Annotated in this window: 14 protein-coding genes; 4 read left to right on the top strand and 10 right to left on the bottom strand. The window is 49.2% G+C overall.

What is annotated here, in order from left to right:
• Window positions 1-67 precede the first annotated feature (67 nt).
• The 3 genes from AR333_RS08360 to AR333_RS08350 are packed head-to-tail and all read left to right on the top strand — an operon-like array spanning window position 68 to window position 3,814.
• On the top strand, window positions 68-1,561 hold the full coding sequence (locus AR333_RS08360) for a spore germination protein (RefSeq protein ID WP_068774804.1): 1,494 nt from the start codon (window positions 68-70) through the stop codon (window positions 1,559-1,561).
• 10 nt (window positions 1,562-1,571) lie between these two features.
• Window positions 1,572-2,684: a GerAB/ArcD/ProY family transporter gene (locus tag AR333_RS08355; RefSeq protein ID WP_068774803.1), complete on the top strand. Its 1,113-nt coding sequence runs from the start codon at window positions 1,572-1,574 to the stop codon at window positions 2,682-2,684.
• Complete coding sequence (locus AR333_RS08350; protein WP_068774802.1) at window positions 2,681-3,814, top strand: Ger(x)C family spore germination protein; 1,134 nt, start codon at window positions 2,681-2,683, stop codon at window positions 3,812-3,814. The genes AR333_RS08355 and AR333_RS08350 overlap by 4 nt, the downstream gene beginning before the upstream one ends.
• A gap of 250 nt (window positions 3,815-4,064) precedes the next feature.
• Here the strand turns inward: AR333_RS08350 and AR333_RS08345 are convergent, their stop codons facing one another.
• From AR333_RS08345 to AR333_RS08305, 9 genes are all read right to left on the bottom strand, one after another.
• Window positions 4,065-5,297, bottom strand: coding sequence for a cell wall-binding repeat-containing protein (locus AR333_RS08345; protein ID WP_068774801.1), 1,233 nt, complete (start codon window positions 5,295-5,297; stop codon window positions 4,065-4,067).
• 217 nt (window positions 5,298-5,514) lie between these two features.
• Complete coding sequence (locus AR333_RS08340; protein WP_068774800.1) at window positions 5,515-6,585, bottom strand: cell wall metabolism sensor histidine kinase WalK; 1,071 nt, start codon at window positions 6,583-6,585, stop codon at window positions 5,515-5,517.
• Entirely contained in the window at window positions 6,582-7,274 is a 693-nt protein-coding gene (locus tag AR333_RS08335) for a response regulator transcription factor (protein ID WP_068774799.1), read from the bottom strand. Before AR333_RS08335 ends, AR333_RS08340 begins: the two co-directional genes overlap by 4 nt.
• A gap of 121 nt (window positions 7,275-7,395) precedes the next feature.
• Window positions 7,396-8,424: an S-layer homology domain-containing protein gene (locus AR333_RS08330; RefSeq protein WP_068774798.1), complete on the bottom strand. Its 1,029-nt coding sequence runs from the start codon at window positions 8,422-8,424 to the stop codon at window positions 7,396-7,398.
• Window positions 8,425-8,437: 13 nt separating this feature from the next.
• The gene (locus AR333_RS08325) at window positions 8,438-9,469 is read right to left on the bottom strand and encodes a hypothetical protein (RefSeq protein ID WP_068774797.1); all 1,032 of its coding nucleotides are present in this window, start codon (window positions 9,467-9,469) and stop codon (window positions 8,438-8,440) included.
• A gap of 36 nt (window positions 9,470-9,505) precedes the next feature.
• A complete protein-coding gene (locus AR333_RS08320) occupies window positions 9,506-10,510 on the bottom strand; it encodes a PD40 domain-containing protein (RefSeq protein WP_068774796.1) in 1,005 nt (334 codons plus the stop codon).
• Window positions 10,511-10,651: 141 nt separating this feature from the next.
• A complete protein-coding gene (locus AR333_RS08315; RefSeq protein WP_068774795.1) occupies window positions 10,652-12,049 on the bottom strand; it encodes a cell wall metabolism sensor histidine kinase WalK in 1,398 nt (465 codons plus the stop codon).
• Window positions 12,046-12,735 carry a response regulator transcription factor gene (locus tag AR333_RS08310; RefSeq protein WP_068774794.1) on the bottom strand — a complete coding sequence of 230 codons (690 nt, stop codon included), beginning with the start codon at window positions 12,733-12,735 and terminating at the stop codon, window positions 12,046-12,048. Before AR333_RS08310 ends, AR333_RS08315 begins: the two co-directional genes overlap by 4 nt.
• Before the next feature lie 149 nt (window positions 12,736-12,884).
• Complete coding sequence (locus AR333_RS08305) at window positions 12,885-13,616, bottom strand: ZIP family metal transporter (protein ID WP_068774793.1); 732 nt, start codon at window positions 13,614-13,616, stop codon at window positions 12,885-12,887.
• A 327-nt stretch (window positions 13,617-13,943) separates the two neighbouring features.
• Between AR333_RS08305 and AR333_RS08300 the strand changes: the two genes are divergently transcribed.
• Complete coding sequence (locus AR333_RS08300; RefSeq protein ID WP_068774792.1) at window positions 13,944-14,543, top strand: nitroreductase; 600 nt, start codon at window positions 13,944-13,946, stop codon at window positions 14,541-14,543.
• A 169-nt stretch (window positions 14,544-14,712) separates the two neighbouring features.
• Here the strand turns inward: AR333_RS08300 and AR333_RS08295 are convergent, their stop codons facing one another.
• A complete protein-coding gene (locus AR333_RS08295) occupies window positions 14,713-15,489 on the bottom strand; it encodes a MerR family transcriptional regulator (RefSeq protein ID WP_068774791.1) in 777 nt (258 codons plus the stop codon).
• Window positions 15,490-15,608: the final 119 nt, after the last annotated feature.

Below are 15,608 nucleotides of genomic sequence, written 5' to 3'. Positions count from 1 at the left end.
ATTGATGAATGACAGGCCATACTAAACTAAGATCCTGATTCGGATTAAATAGGAGGGACCTTCTCCCATGCAGTCATACGTGATCCGTAATTATGAAGAGTTTGCTGCCTACTGCTCCCTGAGTACCAGCCAGATCCAACGGAAAACGGTCGGGATTCCCGGGGAAACCTATGAGCTGTTCTTTGTGGAGCAGCTAATCGATAAAAATACCCTGCACCGGGATGTTCTGCACCCGCTTCTTGAGATTGGCGGCGGCATGAGCTCCCAGCAATTGATGACTTATCTGCCAGTCGGAAATGCCCTCGAAAGCCATGACTGGAATGAAATCCTCACTCTGCTCCTCAGCGGATGGATTTACGTAGGCAGCTCCGCGTGTTCCACCGGCATAGTCGTTAACGCAGAGCACATACCCAGCCGCTCCTTAAGCGCTTCGGAGAATGAAAGTCAGATTTTCGGACCGCAGGTCGGCTTTGCGGAGTCTATCGATCAGAATATCGCCCTAATCCGGAGCTATCTGAATGATCCTCATTTCAGGAGCGAATCCTTTACGATCGGGAGTAAAACCAAATCTAGAATTCTGATGTGCTATGTCGAGGATACGAACAATGAAAGCGCCCGGAAGCTGGTGCATCAAAGACTGGCAGACTTTCAAATGGACGGTGTTCTGGATTCCGCTATTCTATCCCAATTTATCGAGGATACCAAGGGAAGTATTTTCCCTCTCTATTTCTTAACCGAACGGCCGGATCGTGCGGCAGCTTCCTTACTCGAAGGCAAAATCGTCATTCTGGTAGGCGGCAGTTCAAGGGTTATTGTCGGTCCTACCACATTTCTGGATTGTTTTAAAAGCGAAGAAGACAGGTACTTGCGCTGGCAAATGTCCGCTTTTGTCTTTACTCTCAGAATGATAGCGGTCTTCTTCTCTTTACTGCTGACTCCATTCTATGTGGCGGCTTTAACGTATCACTACGAGATGATTCCTTCGGCTCTTCTTGATTCACTGGCAAGCTCCAGAGCCAAGGTCCCTTTCCCCCCTCTATTCGAGGCCCTTCTGCTGGAAATTATCATCGAATTGCTGCGGGAGGCAGGCGCAAGACTCCCTACCAAGGTCGGACAAACCATGGGTATCGTGGGGGGTATCGTTGTCGGTCAAGCTGCCGTTCAAGCGGGATTTACGAGTAATCTCCTTATTATGATCGTAGCTTTGGGGGCGCTGGCTTCCTACACATCTCCCGGTTTCATGATGGGATCCGCCATTCGGATTCTCCGTTTTCCCATGATTTTCATAGCAGGGTGCTGGGGCGGAGTAGGGATCGTCATCGGTCTTTCTTTCCTGATAATCCATCTGCTGAGATTGACCTCACTGGGAGCCCCTTATCTCAAACCGATCTATCCGCTGAATATCCCTCAGGTTGTAGCGCTTTTTATCCGCCCGCCGCTGCCTGATTTTATGAACAAAATCGTGTCTGTCTTGTCGGGTACATCCGCGAAAAAGACTAGTGCTTCTTCTGATTCCACCCAAAAAGCAGATATTTTCGAACAATTTCAAGAAGAAAAATAGGTGCATACAGATGCAGAAATCTCCAGTAACCCGTATGTTTTCTTTTCGAGCCTACTTACTGTTCTTCATAATATCCACTGCGCAGATCGGTGTCGGCGGTGCCAGTTTTCAGCGTAATCTGTACAAAATCGTGGAGCAGGACTCCTGGATAGCGGTTATTATAGCAGGCCTGGCTGCCCATATCGTAGTAGCGGCCTTGCTTTTCTTCCTCGGGAAAAACCCTGACATGGATCTATATGACCTTCATCAAGGTGCATTCGGCAAGTTTGCGGGTGCTCTTTGTTCCACGGTCTACATCCTCTATTTAATGACGATCGCGTTGACCATTCTGCGAAATTATATCCAGATTGTCCAAACTTGGATGTTCCCGGATATGCCGACCTGGTTTCTTAGTCTCGTTGTATTAGCTCTGATGCTGTACGGTATTCTGGGAGGCCTCCGGGTTATAATTGGCGTCGGTTTGATAAGCGTCATTACAATTACAAGCGAAGTTGTCCTGTTCTACTATCCGATTAAATATGCAAATTGGGGGTATTTGCTTCCCGTAATGGAACACCCGTTGTCCGATATGATAAAAGGAGCCTTCTCCATGTCCTTTACCATCGTCGGCTTTGAACTCCTTATGTTCGTCTATCCTTTTGTCAGTAATAAAGCAAAAGCGGCCAAGTATTCTCACCTGGCTATTGCCTTTACGACGCTGACTTATTTGATCTTCATCGTTACGACTCTCGTTTATTTCAGCGGGGAACAATTGATTCATACCATTTGGCCTACCCTGACACTTCTCAAAATCGTCGAATTTCCTATTTTCGAGCGGGTGGAATATATTACGGTTTCCCTGTACCTGATCGCTATTTTGCCTAACACGATGCTTTACGTCTGGTCTGCAAGCCGCGGACTCAGCAAAATTATCCGGATCAAGGAAAGACAAGCACCAGTGTGGATCGCAGCCGCTTTGTTTATCAGCAGCGTCTTATTTACCAGTCACCTTGAAGTTGAAAGACTGAACAGCTTTTCAGGCCGTTTCAGTGTGATTATGTCCTTTTTGTACCCCTTGATCATCTGCTTGATTCTGACCGTAAAAAGAGCGCTAACCCGTCCGGGAAAACGGAGGCTGACATGAAACATTTGCGATGGGCCATCCCATTTATTTCGGCTGTCTGCCTGCTGACCGGCTGTGTAACCCCCAGCGTGTTTGAGAGCCTGGGTCTTATTGTCGCACTCGGGTACGATCAGGGAGCAAAGGGAACGATTGAGGGTACCTCAGTCATCTACAAGCTTGACAAAGATGTTCCCAGTAAAGTTACCGTTCTCTCTAACAACGCCTACACCAGCAAGAAACTAAGAGAAGACCAGAACCGTAAAGCATCCAAGAAATTATTGCTCGGCCAGCTGCGCGTTGCCCTCTACGAAGACGCCGTTGCCGAGAACGGGATTATCAACCTGGTGGATTCGTTATCCCGCGACCCTTCTATCGGCACCAAAATATTCCTGGGAATAAGCCGCAAAAAAACAGCAGACCTGCTTCAATATTCGTACAAAGATATCGGAAATATCGGGATCTATCTGTATGATACCATCAAGCAAAATGTCCGGGAGGGACAGGTGATCTCTTCTACGCTTCATGAGTTCCTCAGGGACTATTATTCGCCCGGAAAAGATCCGCTCCTACCTGTCGTAGTGCGAGATGGCGAATCCATTGTCATGGATGAAATTGCTGTCTTCCGATCGGACAAACTGGCTGGAATCCTGCCCAGCATCGATTCTTCTTTCCTCAAATTGGTCCGGGACCATTTTAAGACGGGTTTATTCGAATTTGGGCTGAGCAGCGAAGAACTTAGTCCCCACTATAAGAAGAAAGAGGAAACGACTAAAGAGGAAATCCATACCGTAGTTCGGCTTCTAGAGAATAAACCCAAGATTAAACTGGTTGATCCGGAAAATTTGATTTATGAGGTGAAGCTCGATTTTAAATTTGTATTGGAGGAGATCACAGCCGGAATTCGTTTGTCCGAGCCTCAAGTCATCGAAACTCTTGAGAAATTAATTGTACAAAAGTTCAAGAAAAAAACCGAACATGTCCTCAAGAAAATCACCGAGCTTAAAGCAGATCCGATCGGATTCGGGGAAATTTATCTTCAAACTGTCAGAGGTTCTTCTTTCACTAAAGAGGAATGGCACGATCGTTTTCCCTCGGCCAAATTCAATGTTCAAGTAAAAGCAGAGCTGCTGCGCACCGGAGTTGTTGAATAAGCAGACTGAATGCTCGTGCGGGATGCTTCATCCCCACCAGTAAGAAAACAGGGCGGTCTCAAAAGTCATTTCAAGAAAATTCAGTCCCCGCTTTTCACGTGATATTCGGTTGCAAAAGAACCTTCAAATCCACTTTTATAGTGGTTTTGAAGGTTCTTTTGCAAATAGTTAGGATTGCCTCACTCAGGTTACCTTTTGGAGACAGCTCCCTATGGAATCTCAACCTGTGAATTCGCGTATCCGCTGCAGGCTAATGACCGCCATGGCCTCCGCCGGATTTTGATGTAATTTCCAGCATACTGTCAATTTCACCTTGTGCACCACTCGTCAGAGTATCGCCGCTTCCCGTTAACCAGGCGTGGTTAAAGGGCCCTTCAACCGGCGATTTATCATATTTCGGCTGAACCGACATGACGTAATCCATCACGGATTTGGGCATCTTGTCCTGATCAGTCAGCAGAAGGGGCGCATGCTTGCCCAAATGCGAGAAAGGCGCGGCAGCCAGAGCAAGCCCCGTCTGCGTTTTATTCACGAACGAAAAGTTGTGACCCGGTGTTGTGATTCCCCAGCCAAATCCCGTCACAGGATCCTGATATCGGGCAAAGGCAATCGCATTCGCATAGGGGTCCTGACCCGCAATCCGGACAACCTTACCCTGCTCACCAAGTTTCTTCTCTACGGATGCGGATACGACCGATTCCGGGCCGAGGATGTATATATTCGCTTTGCCTCCGCGGGTTTTGAGGGCGTCAATCGTTTCCTGCGGCACTTCATCCTTACCGACGTAGAGCAGAGGCTCCGGCATGTGGGAAATCCAGTTTACAGCCGGCAGTGTATATTCCGGACTTTCTTTGGACCCGATGATAACAGAGGGTGAGGTTTCTTTGGCAACCTTCGTATAATAGGCATCCACCGATTTGGCCACAGCCTCCGGAGTGCCTCCCTCTATTTTCTCCGTCTTAAGGCCCAGCTCTTGGAGCTGTTCATCGACCTTCGCCGCCACTTTGCCGACCACCATAACCTGCACTCCCCCGTTGGATTTCACACCAGTGGGCTGAAGACGCTTGAGCTCGTTCAGCGTTACTTCGGGAATGCCGTCCTTATTGACGAATAGCCGGGGACCATTGTTCGGATGGTGAATCAGGTTCGCGCTCACTAGAGAAGTCTGCCAGTCCTCGAGATCCGTCAGAATGACGCCTCCCGGACGATTGTCGCCGCTGGTCGCCATCCACAAGGTTCGCGAGACCAGCACCGCAGCCTCGTACGGATCGCCCGAATTGATCCGCGTTGTGTTCTTGGACGCGATCCAAGGCGTCTTGCCCGCAGGCAAAGTCTGCTCCGTCTTAGCCGGTGACGGCTGCATGGCATGTCCATCATGTTCACCGCCCGCAGTCGCTGCCGGAGTCTCACTTCCGCTCGTACAGCCAGTCAAGGCCAATAATGCAGTTAGGGACACAAGTCCAAATTTCCAGTTCTTCTTCATCGTGTTGATTCCTCCTTGAGATTGTCAGACCTCATCCCGCTTGCTTCCAATGAGTGGAAGCAAGCGCAGAACTGTCTACTCTCTCAAGTGTACCCATAACTTTTGAAGAACCTGTGAAGACCGTGCCGCAAATGGCAAATCAGCATTTAAATGCAAATGCCGCCTGCTCACTCATATAAGCCTGCACTGCTTATTGCGCCGGAGCTCTACTTGGTATCTATGAGAAAGGCAGGCGCACATAAAATACCGCCCCCTGTGAACTTTCCGCCCAGACCTCTCCTCCATGTGCCTGAACCAGCTTCTGTACGATAGCCAGACCGAGGCCGCTGCCTCCCGACTTGCGGTTTCGTGACTTATCACCCCGATAGAAGCGCTCGAACAGATACGGCAGATCGGTCGGACTGATCCCGGCCCCTGTATCTCGCACCGTGAGCAGCACACTGCTCTTCTCTTCGCGGGCTTCAACAGTGACTTCACCCTGCGGGGGTGTGAATTTAAGCGCATTACTTAATAAATTCACAACAATTTGCGTTAAACGGTCACGATCTGCGTACAGCTTTATATCGGGAACCGCCTTAAGAGTCAGGCGGACTTCTTTCTCACAGAAAGCAGCCGACATCAAGTGAGTGACTTTCTGTAAGAGCGGGTCAAGCTCCACTTCTGACCGTGCCAGCCGGAAAACAGGCGAATCCAGCTCGTTGAGCGCCTCCAGCTCCACGATGAGATCCGCGAGTCTTTCGATCTCTTCGTAGCAGGAATGAATGCGCTCCGGAGTCGGCTCCCAGATGCCGTCTTCCAAAGCCCTCATATGACTTTTCAAGGTAGCCAGAGGTGTACGCAGCTCATGGGCGATGTCCTCGGTCATCGTGACCCGGATTTTCTCCATCTTCTGAAGCTGCTCGGCCAGCTCATTGATTGAGGTTCCAAGCTCCGACAGTTCATCCGTACCGTGTACAACAGTCCGGACGTCGAGCTGGCCCTCCGTCATTTTCTCCGCTACCAGCTTCATTCCGATCAGCGGAGCCGATATTTTCCTGGCTACGTATAGACCTAGACATATCGCTAGTACGATTGCCCCAAGGCATGTCCACAATACAGACTGAAGAATCGCCTGCTCCAGATGGCTGTTTAACTGCGGCATATTATGATCGGCTCCAGCCGCCTGTTTCTCATACATCGTTATATGATAATGCGTGGTGATGGAGAAACTGATGGCCGAGATGAACAGAATGCCTGTAGCCATCGCTACAATGATGGCTGCCAGCCGGATATATAGTTTGTTCTTCATGTCCCTTCACCCGAGAACCGATACCCTGACCCGTATACGGTCACGATATAGGACGGCCTTTTAGGATCGCGTTCGATTTTGTGCCGGATATTCTTCACGTGCTGGTCGATGGTCCTGATATCCCCGCTGAATTCGTAGCCAAGCACTTTATCTACCAGCTCATCCCGTGTAAAGTGCCGCTTCGGATACTTGGCCAGCGCTATAAGGAGCTTGTACTCGCTCGGTGTCAGACTGACAGGTTCTCCGCCGCAGTATACTTTCTGCTGAAGCGAATCAATCTCCAGATGCCCGTTGTCGTAAGAAACCCGGTCCGCCAGCAGCTGCCCCTCGTCCGTCCGCCTCAAGATAGCGCGAACCCTTGCGACAAGCTCCCGGGGATCGAACGGCTTCGTTACGTAGTCGTCCGCTCCGAGAGACAATCCCTGAATCCGGTTCGCATTGGATACTTTAGCCGTCAGCATCAGAATCGGAACCGAGTTCATCTGCCGGACGGCTCTGCACACCTGCTCCCCGTCCATATCCGGCAGCATAAGATCCAGAATCAGCAGGTGCACTCCCTCTTTCTTCACAAGCTCCAGCGCCTGCGCCCCGGTACCCGCCTCCAGAGTACGAAAGCCGTCATTATTCAAATAGGAGACCACAACGTCCCGGATCTTCTCCTCATCATCGACCACTAGTACGGTTCGCAAGCCGTCCCCCTCCATTCTATCTTTCCAGTCAGAATAGCAAATAACTGTGTAGAAGTTATATAGATTGTAGTATGTGCAGACACAAAAGAAAAGCCGCATGGCCGCGGCTTTCCGATTCTTCTTACTTATGATTATTGAGACTGCTTACGTAGGCCTTGGCAGCCTCATTGACGGATTTGAGTTCTCCGCCCTGAATATAAGAATCCATATTCTTGGTATCCGATTTAATGATGATCGAATTCTCAGATGCGATTAGGAGCTGATCCGTGTCACCGAAGTAGTAGAACGTATTAGCCTTATCCTGGAAAATCGCCGATCCGCCAAGTTCTTCCTTCGCCTGATGAAGATCCGCAGAGGGGCCTCTATACGTGATCTCTGCGATTTTACCGTTCATGTAAGTCAGTACATAGTTTTTATACTTCTCATACGGCGCACCGTCTGCATCATCTTTGCCTGTCTTCAGAGGCTGGCCCAGGATAGCTTGCGCCTGCTCAGCGGTCTGCCCCAGCATCAGACCATGCGTACTAAACATTCCGCTTGCCGCTTTTACATCGGGCTGATCATATCGTTTGCCGTACAATCCATTCTTCTCAAAAAGACGATCCACAATGACTGCCGCCTCTGCACGTGTCAAGTTTTCCTTCAATGCCAGATCTCCATCTGATCTTCCTTCCAGAATCCCCTGTTTTTGCATTGCAGAAGAAGCTGTTGCCTCATCTACTGGCTTGAAGCGCAGTGAAGGGTCCAGAACACGGCTTACAATCCGGGCTATTTCCAGCCGGGATATCGGCTTGTTCACATTTTCTTTACTATAAGACGCATCGACAAAGCCCTTGGCTTTCTGAGCTTCATCTACATAAGGCTGCCACCAGTTATTGCCTTGACCGGCAGCCGCAGTAAAAGAAGGATGATCCGTCATGACGATCATTTTCATAAACTGACCCCAGGTCACTTCACTTTGAGGAGCATAATTCTCGTCCGTCATTCCGTCAATCACGTTCATCTGATGTGCGTTTATAATACTGCTCTGCGCCCAAGGCACACTATCGATATCTTTATACAGCCAATGGGCCTGAGTAACCGAACTTACCGAAATCAACAGAAATCCGCTTACAGCTGCAACAGTTGTCCATTTTTTTAATTGTCTCATAACAATCCCACTTTCATTTTTTAGTTGGTTTCAAGCTGTCCGGGAACTGTTCTTGCACCCGGTTGTCGAGACTTCCCCAGAACTCGGCAATGCCGGCCTTGGGATCTCCAAAGATACTTTCGCCCTCCTTGCCGGGGTTATAAATCACATCGTTATTATCCTTCAGGACCCGGAGGTAGGCTCTGACTATCACACCCGTCTTGGAATCCGGATGTTCCTTAACCAGACGTTCATAACTCTGTTTGACTTCGGGAAGCAGTTTCATCGAATTATCATCGACTGCCTCGTATCGGTATCCATGAATATATTCGCCTAGATACATCTTATACAATTGAAGAATGTCCTTCTTTTTGAGAGCGTCGGAATGGCGGGTCAAATAATTTTCGGCAAGCAGTAATCTGGTGCCTAATTCATCTCTGGTAATAGAGATACTCCCATCGGAAGTGGCCTTAACGTCAGACTCTACGGCTCGTATCGTCAAATATTGTTGAAGGTCATCGGACAGGTAGGCGGAATATGCTTTATTCAAAGCCGCATAATCGACCTTCCAGTAATAATCCCCTTGCAGGTCGCTAAGCGCCAGCTTGCCGGCCGCCTGATTCTTCAGCCACTGCTTCAACGATTCATCGCCTTGGATTTTATTGAAGTCTACCGGATATCCCATCCGGGACAGTTTGTCCGCGGCTCCCGGTTGTGTCGTGATCTCGGTCAAGTTCGCGTTTAATCCCGGCAGATGCTTGTCATAATACTGTTCCAGTTCCAGGAACATCCTGTCCGCTGTCGCCTTATCCGCCTTGGATAGATTCGCGTCCAGGAAAGCGGTGACTTCTCTTGCTTCTTTGGCTTGTGCAGTAATCAGAATAAAGTGATTGTACAAGCTATCATTCGGGTTAATGCCGGAATCAGACGGAGCAGACGGAACAGCCCCTGTCTTGACGGGTTCTTTGACGGTCAGACCGGTATTCTTCTCACCGCACCCGGTTACTATCAGAGCGGCCGCCATTAGAAGCAGGACAGCCCTTGTACTTATACCATTGCGTTTCAACTTCTTCTCACTCCGATGCCTTGTATTCTTGCGCTTTTATTTCAACCGGTACACGGTTGTGGATAAAGTATCGGTCAGCTCTCCCGGCTGCATTTCGCTCACAATAAATGAACTGCCGGATGGATTCCATTCGATAGAGCTTTTTAAATTTTGTTGGTAAGAGACCGATGTCATATGACCCGTTGAAGCGTTCATCACATAAAGTCCGGTCATTCCCTGATCGAGAGAAAAGGCGCTGAAAGCCAGCTTATCACCGGCAGGAGACCAGGAAATCTGCTGGATGAGTCTTCCTTTGGCAACTGTTTTGCGCTGAATACCGCGGGAGCTTTCCGCTATCACCATCGATTTCTGGTTAGAGCCGGTGTCTGCGACAAAGACAATTTGCTTCCCGTCGGGTGATAAGGCGAAATCCGTTACTTCACCTTCCTGCCACAGAACCGCGAGACTCCCCTTTTCCAAGACAGTCAGCTGATTGCCGCTGTCCAGCGTGTACAGGCGATTATCTTTGCCTTCCACTTTGACTATGAACTGCTCTGGTCTGAACTGAGCTAGAGATACGGACTCGATCATTCCATCCGTATTTACGATGTACAGTTTTGGAACTTGGGCTGATCCCGCAGTGGCGGTCAGGAAGGTATTCCCGTTCATCCAGCTTCCTTCTGTTCCTCTGGTATCAAACGGCAAACGTGTGCCAGCGCCGCTAGCTAAATCGACCATTTCAACTTTGAATGCCCGGTTTTGATGAATGACCGCGTACTTCCCGTCAGGTGATACGTTAACCGAGGTGCCGGCTTCCACTCCGGCATCTTTATTCTGACCTTTGACGACATTCCGAATAAACAAATGAGGCCTCGCTTCTGTCGAGGGGGTCGTTCCGATCATCTCACTATCGGATAACCAGCCCATCGCATAGAATCCTTCTATACGCTGGATTCCCTCCAGCAGCACTTCTCCAGTCTGATTAACAGCGGGCGGCTCCAGGATGGTTAGGGATGTACCGTCATTTCCTTCACAGGCTGCGGCAAATGTCAGAAGAATCATCCACGCTGCACATCTGCCGACTCTTCTTCCCCTCGCTTTTCTTACGAGCTTCAGAGTGATGCCCTCCCTTCAAGCTCTAACCCGATTATAGAGCGTAATCATTTCAACCTCATTTCAACTTATTTCGAACTTGTAAACATTTCACTTTTTATTAATCGCGAAAGAAACGACAAAACGCGTGCCTCCCTCTTCAGGATGCTCCACCCGGATGTTTCCGCTGTGCCTGTCCACCCATTGTTTAACCAGAGACAGGCCCAAGCCGCTTCCGCCTGACTTCCTTGCCCGGTCTTTGTTAACGGTATAGAAAGGCTCGAAAATTTTGTCGCCAAGCTCTTCGGGTATACCTACTCCGGTATCGGTGATTTCAACTAGGAGCCGGTTATCCATCATCCGGTTCTTCACGGTAACAGAGCCGTTGTCCTTGTTATATTTGATCGCATTATCCAGTAAATTAACGAAAATTTGCATCAGGCTTTCACGATCTGCCCATATTTCGGCCGTTTCCAATTCCCTGTAAATTTTAACTCCGAACACATCCGCTTTCCCTTTCATCCGGGCGCACAAATCTTCGAGGAAGGACGCCATCTCTACCTTTTCCAGCTGATGTTCGAATTCATACTTGTTCATGGCTGCCAAATTCAGCACTTTCTCAACTAAATCGTATAATCGTGCCGCTTCTTTATCGATGACCTCTCTGGCTTCTTTGATCAGCGCAGGGTCATCTCCGTACATATGCAGTAAATCGGTATAGGCTCTTATGGAGGTCAGGGGTGTTTTGAGTTCATGAGAAATATTATTGATAAAATGCTGCTGGGTGTTCATGCTCGCCTGAATAGCCTGGCTCATGTCATAAATACCGCCGCTCAGCTCCCCCAGCTCATCCTTGCGTTCAAACGGAGGCTCTGTAATAAAAGTTCCTTTGCGGATACTGTCGGCCGCTTCTTTCAGCCTGGAGATCGCTTTGGCTTGACGGTTCATATAGAAGAGGCCCAGTCCAAAACTGATTAAGAGAACCATGGTTCCCGTTACCACAAACTGTTCCTGTAAATTTTTATAAAATGCCTGCTGGCTGCCGAGCGAAGCCTGAAAATGAATAACGCCAAGCTGGCCGTCCGTTCCTTGTACCGGGGCCAAATAATCCTGCGTATCGCCTGCAACCAGATAGGCGATTTTGTTCTGCAGTGCGTAGTTAAGCGCTTCCCCTGTATCCGGGACCTCTTCCATCGGAAGAGAATCGCCGGCCTTGGCGCCGCTGATATCGTACAGAAGGACCCTCATCCCACTGGTCGAGCCGATTTGTACGGCAAGGTTCTGTCCCTGCAGCTGCATGAATGTCTGCGGATCGAACCGGGTTCCGGACACGTACTGCTGCCGGATCCGGTTACCCGCAATATCCGCCTGCTGCTGCAACGAAATCTCCATCTGTTCCTTCTGATATCCGGCCACTCCATTAAGTACGAGTGTGCTTAGAATGCCGATAGCGAACAGCAGCAGAGCCGCGATAAACAGCGCGAATTTCCATTTCAGATTCAATTTCATGGTACTTCCCCTATCGCCTTGTAGCCCACCCCGTAAACGGTCTGAAGAAGATGCTGATAAGGCTCGCCCAGTTTGGTGCGCAGCCTCTGGACATGAATATCTACCGTCCGTGTACCGCCTTCATATTCCATGCCCCAGACAAGGTCCAGCAGTTCCTCGCGCGTGTAGACTCTTTTGAGATGAGAGATAAATAAGGCCAGCAGGTCAAATTCCTTCGGGGTCAGCGTAAGTGCCTCACCCTTCAAATAAGCGCTTCGCTGCTCGGGATAAATGACGAGTTCTGCCACTTTAAAAGAGACCGGGTCCGGCTCCGATTCTGTCTTTTGCAGGCGCCTCGCCAATGCTTTCACCCTGGCGATCAGTTCCCTTAAATCAAACGGCTTCGTCATATAATCATCCGCCCCGAGTTCCAGGCCTAATATCTTATCTACCATGTCATTTTTGACCGTGAGTAAAAGAATTCCCAGATTTTTGCGATTTTCCAGCTTGCGGCACACATCAAAGCCATTCATTCTCGGCATCATCACATCTAACACGAGGACATGAGGCTCGAAGCTGTCCGCCTTGCGCAGAGCTTCCTCACCGTCCGCAGCCGTTTCTACCGTATACCCTTCTCTCTTAAGTCCATAGGCAATCGCATTCGCTATGGTCTGCTCATCATCAGCCACCAGCACTTTTACCGTCATGTCTTCTCCTCCGCCTGATCCTTATTCTGTCTATGGATCTATCTTCACTATTTCATCTTCATTATACTTGATGGATCAGGCCCGCTGTACACGATCCGATCCTAACAAAAAAAACCACATTCGTGGTTTTTCCTAAAGCCGTTATTCTCTTATCCCCAAAAATAACCGACATAAACCATCAGCAACAGGCCTAATATAAACGAATAGGTGGAAACCCGTTCATAACCGTGGCCGTGACTTTCGGGAATCAGTTCCTTATAGGCGATAAACAGCATCGCACCCGCCGCAAAAGCAAGACCGTAGCCCACCAGCCAGTCGATATAGCTCGCCGTAAAATAACCAATGACGGCTGAAACCATTTCCATAAAACCGGTCAGAGTCACAATCAGGAACGACTTAATCCGGCTTACGTTCGAATTCAGCAGGAACACACCGAGAATGAGTCCTTCCGGCATGTTCTGGGCACCGATCGAAATAGCCACCATCGTCCCCAGGCCTTCGCTCTGGCTGGCATAGCTGAAGCCTGTACTCAGACCTTCGGGGATATTATGAATGAACAAAGCAATAATGACGAGAAGCGTCTGGGCGTCAAAAGATTTAATACCGGAATCGTTCTCCACGTCGATATGCGGGATATTCTTCTCGATCCGGTCGAGCACAAAAATACCGATTAAAAGTCCGATGGTCATCTGAATCAGGTTTGATTCTTCAATTGATTGCGGCATCAATCCGAAGGTAGAAGCAGAAACCATGATGCCCGCGGTAAATGCAACCAGAATATCTTTCCACTTCTCGGACAATGTCTTAACGAACAGCAAAGGCACAGCGCCGAGTACTGTCGCCATCGCGGATATAAAACTGCCGATTAATGCTGTCTCCATAGATGAACTCCTAACTCTTCAGTGTCTTTTTCTATAAGTACGTAAGCTCATCAGGCCTCACCGCAAGTCTGGGTTCCTATGTATCTTATGAAAAACTATCCTATATGCGCTTATAAATCAAGTCCTTTCTACATCTTATTACCCGCTGCAAAATGATAAAAATCAGGTTTTTCACCATCAAGACCTTATTTTCCCTTCACTTGCAAAAACTATGCAAAAGAGCATGTGAAGTTGACAGTCTCGCTTCCAATCTCCTATGCTTTTATCAAGACCTTACAAATCTTTTTTGTATCATGAACTGAGCAAGTTGAGTTGGAGGGAAACGATATGTCCACAAGTTTGACAGTAGCAGAAGCAATAAGCGCACGCAGATCAATCGGTAAAGTACAGGATACCCCGGTTGACAAGAATATCATCGAGTCTATCCTGGAAGCGGGTAACTGGGCTCCGAGTCACCACTGCACCGAACCGTGGAGATTCTTTGTCATGACCGGTAACGGCCGCAAAGTTCTCGCCGAAGCCTATGCCGATATCGCATGCGAGGGGTCGGATGCAGCCGGAGACGAGCTGGAGACATTCCGCGCCAAACAAGGGCTCAAAGCTTACCGGGCCCCGCTGATCATTGCCGTTGCGGTTACGCCTTCCGAAGCCGCTAACGTGAACCGCAGGGAAGAACTTGCTGCGGCGCATGCAGCTGTTCAGAATATGCTGCTTGCCGCGCATGCGTCAGGGCTTGCATCCATTTGGCGCTCCGGCGACCCGATGTATCATCCCCGTATGAAGTCCGCCTTCGGCCTCGGTGACGAATCCGAAATGGTCGCACTGATCTACCTGGGCTATCCCGTGAATCCGATCCATCCCGGCAAAAGAGGCTCCTTCGAGGATAAGACCGTCTGGATTTCCGAGGGTCCGGCAGATCAAGCCTAGAACTTCCTGTAACTCCGGCGCGCCGGACCCATTAATAACCGTACACCAAAATCCCCACAGCTGGCGTGGAATATATCCACGTCCGCTCCGGGGACTTTTTGCCTTTGCAGCTACTTTGCTCTGCCTTTACATGCAGGACCCAGGCGTCTTTCAATTTCGCCGTCGTGATCTATTGCTCTTGGGACCTGTCCAACCGGTCGCAATAAATATGCATGGCTTCCTTCAGAAAAGCTGCCAGACCCGGTTGATACTTGTCGATGTTAGCCGTAAACCTTTCATCATCGACGTACAGATCACCAAGCCCGCGGAAGATTTCGGGTGTACATTCATAGAAATGATCCGTGATCCACTGCCTTAGTTCTCCTACCGCCTCCTGCACGTGAGGGTCATCGGCGCCTCCACTCATCTCGGCTATTACCTTGGCGTATATATGCCGGGACTCCGACATGATTCCTTCCCAATTTTCTTTGGTATAGGAGCCCGTACGCTTCTCTACCGCATCAATGGTTTCATCTCCATATTTCCGCCGCGTCTCTGCCTCATATTTTTTCTTATGCTCCTCCACAGAGCGCAGATCAAAACCTTCGAACATTTCTTTTCCGCTCATTACAGTTCCTCCTTCGATGGAATCAATGGTTCTATCCACGGTGCTGATGATATCTTTAAGGCGTTTCAATTTTTCCAGCAGCAGCTCTTTATGTCCGATCAATGCCCGCTTGCGGTCAAAGCCGGGACTGTTCAGCAGCGTTTTGATCTCTTGCAGCGAGAATCCGATTTCCCGGAAAAATAAAATTTGCTGCAGCCGTTGGAGTCCTTTATCGGTATAAAGCCGGTATCCGGCCGCATTCACGTAATCGGGATGGAGCAGCCCGATTTCATCGTAATGATGAAGCGTGCGCACACTGACCCCAACCAAATCGGCCACTTCCTTCACCTTATAGGGCACTCTCCTCACCTCCTGAGAATCATCCTACACTATCACGTTACGTGAGGGTCAATACACTTCGTTCATTCTTTTATATTCCATCTTTGTCTTCCTGCAAGTGAACCCTGATTACTTTCTGC

The organism is Paenibacillus sp. FJAT-26967 (assembly GCF_001541095.1).
Lineage (GTDB): Bacteria > Bacillota > Bacilli > Paenibacillales > NBRC-103111 > Paenibacillus_F.
Note: the sequence above shows the minus strand (reverse complement) of the source record. Positions and strands in the feature narration are given on the sequence as shown.